General features: G+C 64.3%; 1 protein-coding gene. It reads left to right on the plus strand.

The window, feature by feature from the left end:
• Positions 1-4035 (plus strand): SDR family NAD(P)-dependent oxidoreductase (locus tag TSA1_RS38625; protein ID WP_145984447.1); only part of this gene is annotated, 4035 nt, incomplete at both ends.

The raw sequence follows: 4035 nt of genomic DNA on the forward strand, positions 1-4035 counted from the left end.
AGACGTGGCTTGCCAAGGGCAAGCACGCCAAGCTGGCGGACCTGTGGGTCAAGGGCCTGATGTTCGACTGGACCCGGCTGTACGGCGCCGCGCGGCCGGCGCGGCTGAGCCTGCCCACCTATCCCTTCGCCAAGGAGAGCTATTGGCTGCCGGCAACCGGGAAGCCGATTCTGGTGCAGACGCAGACTGCGGCCGCGGCGGTGTTGCATCCGCTGGTGCAGCGGAACATCTCGGACTTCACGCAGCAACGCTTCAGCGCGGTGTTCACCGGCGAAGAGTTCTTCCTGAAGGACCACATCGTGCATGGTCAGCGCATCCTGCCCGGCGTTGCCTATCTGGAGATGGCGCGAGCGGCGATCCTGCACGCGCTCGACGAGCCGGGCGACGGAGCTCTGGCGGTTCGTCTGGAGAACGTTGCGTGGCTTCAGCCGCTGGTGGTGGGTGAAGAGCCGGTCGAGCTGTACATCGCGCTGACGCTGGAAGACTCCGGGGTGATCGGCTTTACGGCGTATACCGTGGAGAGTGAGAAGGGCGAGCGGGTCTATGCCCGGGGACGGGCGGTGGTGGTGTCGGACGAGGTCGCTCCGGCCCTGGACCTCGCGGAGCTGCAGGCGCGATGCACGGAGACGGCGAGCGGGCAGCAGTGCTACCAGGCGTTCAACTCGGTGGGACTGACGCTGGGGCCGGCGTTCCGTTCGGTGCAGCAACTGAGGATGGGAACGGACGCGCAAGCAGCGACATTGGTCGTGGGCGAGTTGCGTCTGGACGACAGCGTTGTCGGGACGCGCGGGGCGTATGTGCTGCATCCCGGGTTGCTGGACAGTGCGCTGCAGGTGTCGATCGGCCTGGAGCAACTGAACACCTCGGGTCTTGGCAAGCTGCGCGTGCCGTTTGCGCTGGATAGCATCACGATCTTTGCCCCGATCCCCGACGATGCGGTGTCGGTGGTCAGACGTCATGCCGACAACCCCGCCAACGCGGCGGTCCAGAAGCTGGACATCGACGTCACCGATGCGGCGGGTCGGGTGTGCGTAAGGCTGCACAACTTCACCTCGCGCGTCATGGAGGGCGATGGCGAGGTCGAGAAGGCGCAAACCGTGATGCTGACGCCGGTCTGGCAAAGCGAAGCGCCATCGGCTCGGAGGTCAACGGGGTACGCCAGGCACCATATCGTGTTGTGTGAGGTGCAAGAGCTGGAGGACGCGGTTGCAACCGAGCTGACGCAAGCAAACGTAACGCGCCTGGACAGCCGGGCGGGATCCTTTGCCGAACGCTATACCGACTATGCCGAGCAGTTGCTGCAATATTTGCAAGAGGCGCTGCAGGCCACCGCGGAAGGCAGCGTCCTGGTTCAATTGGTTGTTCCAGCGGCTGGCGAGAGCGCGGTCCTGCGTGGTTTGGGGGGACTGCTCAAGAGCGCAAGCCAGGAGAATCCGAGACTGATCGGTCAGGTGATCGCCATCGAAGCAGCAGCTCCGGTGCGGGAGGCTGTGCTGGAGCTGTCGGTCGAGGGAGGTTCCGGGGCACAGGACGTCCGCTATGTGGATGGCCGGCGCGAGGTGATGGGCCTGCAGGCGCCAACCTCGGCCGAAGTCGACGCAGCGTTGTGCAAGGACGGCGGGGTCTACCTGATCACGGGTGGCGCGGGCGGGCTGGGGCTGCAGATCGCCGAAGCGATTGTGAGCCAGTCCAAGAACGTGGTGATCGTTGTGACGGGGCGTTCGGCTGCTCCTGCCAAGTACGAGCAGCTCGAGGCTTTGCGGATCGGTGGTGCCGTTGTGGACTACCGCGCGGTCGATGTCAGCGATCCGATCGCGGTGACCAATCTGATCGAGAGCATCACGTCCGAGTATGGCAGCCTGGATACGGTGATCCACTGTGCAGGCGTGCTGCGCGACCGCCTGGTCCAGAAGAAGACGTCGCTCGAGCTTCGGGACGTGTTCGCGCCGAAGGTGATGGGGCTGTTCAATCTGGACCGGGCGACGGCCGAGTTGCCGCTGGATCGATTTATTCTGTTCTCTTCGATTGCCGGTGTGACCGGCAATGTGGGGCAGGCGGATTATGCGGCGGCCAATGCCTTCATGGACGCTTATGCGCATCACCGCAGCGAGCTGGCGGCGCAGGGGCTGCGGCATGGCCAGACGCTCAGCGTGAACTGGCCGCTATGGGCGGCGGGTGGCATGCAGGTCGAGGCGTCGAGCAAGGAGCGCATGCGGCGCCTGACGGGGATGGTGCCGCTGGAGACTGCGGCAGGCATTCAAGCGCTGACGGCCGCATTGCGGCTTGGTGTGTCGCAAACGGCAGTCTTCTTCGGTCAGGCCAGCCGCATCAGGCAGCGGTTGATGGGTCCAACCGAGCCCGCTCAAGCCGAGCTAACCCAGGTCGAGCCCTCGCTTGAGCCAGTCACTGAACGCTCTTTGTCCGCGGCGCCGGCGACTCCGGTCATCCGATCGGAGCAGACGACGAGTGAGGCGTCCGAACTGCAGGAGAAGGTGCTGGCGGCGCTCTTGAGGATCGCTTCCGAAGTCCTGAAGATCAACCGGAACGGGATCCAGGTCGACGACGAGCTGAGCAAGTACGGGTTCGACTCGATCATGCTCACCGGGTTCGGCGATGCGCTGAGCCAGAAGTACGATCTGGCGATCAGCCCGGTCGTGTTCTTCGAGTATCCGACCCTGCAGGGGTTGGCCGGTTATCTGGTCCGAGACCATCGCCCGCAGATGCTCAAGCATTTTGGGGGCGCGGTGAAGCCGATGAGCGCGGCAGGGGCCAGCTCCGCCGTGGTGCAACCGCTGCCGGAGGTGATTGATCGCAAGCGTTCTTCCAGGTTCGGCAGGCCCCAACTGGTGAGAGCAGGGGACACGCGTAGTGTTGAGCGCGAGCCGGTCGCGATCATCGGTATCAGCGGAAGCTTCCCGCAGGCGAGGGACCTGGAGGAGTTCTGGGAGAACTTGAAGGCCGGCCGGGATTGTATCGGCGAGATACCGAACAGCCGCTGGGATTGGGAGCAGCTCTATGGCGACCCTCACAAGGAGCTGAACAAGACCAATATCAAACGGGCGGGACTGATCGAAGGTGCAGACCACTTCGATCCGTTGTTCTTCGGCATCTCCCCGCTGGAAGCCGAGTCGATGGATCCGCAGCAGCGCGTGCTGATGACGTATGTGTGGAAGGCGATCGAAGACGCCGGATATGCCCCGCAAAGTCTGGCGGGAAGCAATACGGCCATTCTGGTGGGGACTGGCAACAGCGGCTACAGCAGCATGCTGGCTCAGAACGGCTGTGCGGTGGAGGGCTACAGTGCGCCGGGTGCGGTGGCCTCGATGGGGCCGAACCGCATGAGTTACCTGCTCAACCTGCACGGGCCGAGCGAGCCGATCGAGACGTCGTGCTCGAGCTCGCTGGTGGCGTTGCATCGGGCCGAGATGCTGCTGAACTCCGGCAGATGCGAGATGGCGATTGCCGGCGGCGTCAATCTGCTGGTCGCCTCCGAAGTGCAGGTCAGCTTCAGCAAGGCTGGAATGCTGTGCGAGGACGGCCGCTGCAAGACGTTCTCGGCGCAGGCCAACGGCTATGTGCGCGGTGAGGGCGTGGGCATGTTCCTGCTCAAGAAGCTCAGCGCCGCCGAGCGGGATGGGGATCACATCTATGGGCTGATCCGGGGCAGCGCGGAGAACCACGGCGGGCGGGCGAGCTCGTTGACGGCGCCCAATCCAAAAGCACAGACCGGCGTGATCAAGGAAGCCTTCACGCAAGCCGGCGTGGATCCTCGGACGGTGAACTATATCGAGGCGCATGGGACCGGGACCCCGCTGGGTGATCCGATCGAGATCCAAGGTTTGAAGAGCGCGTTCGCCGAGCTCAGCGAGGGCGGTGAGGCACTGCCGATCAGCTACTGCGGGGTTGGTTCGGTCAAAACCAACATTGGTCACCTGGAGCTCGCCGCCGGTGCGGCGGGCGTGATCAAGGTGCTGCTGCAGATGAAGCACCAGACGCTGGCGAGGAGCCTGCACAGCGAGGAGATCAATCCGTACA

It is taken from the genome of Bradyrhizobium nitroreducens, assembly GCF_002776695.1.
Taxonomy (GTDB): Bacteria; Pseudomonadota; Alphaproteobacteria; order Rhizobiales; family Xanthobacteraceae; genus Bradyrhizobium; species Bradyrhizobium nitroreducens.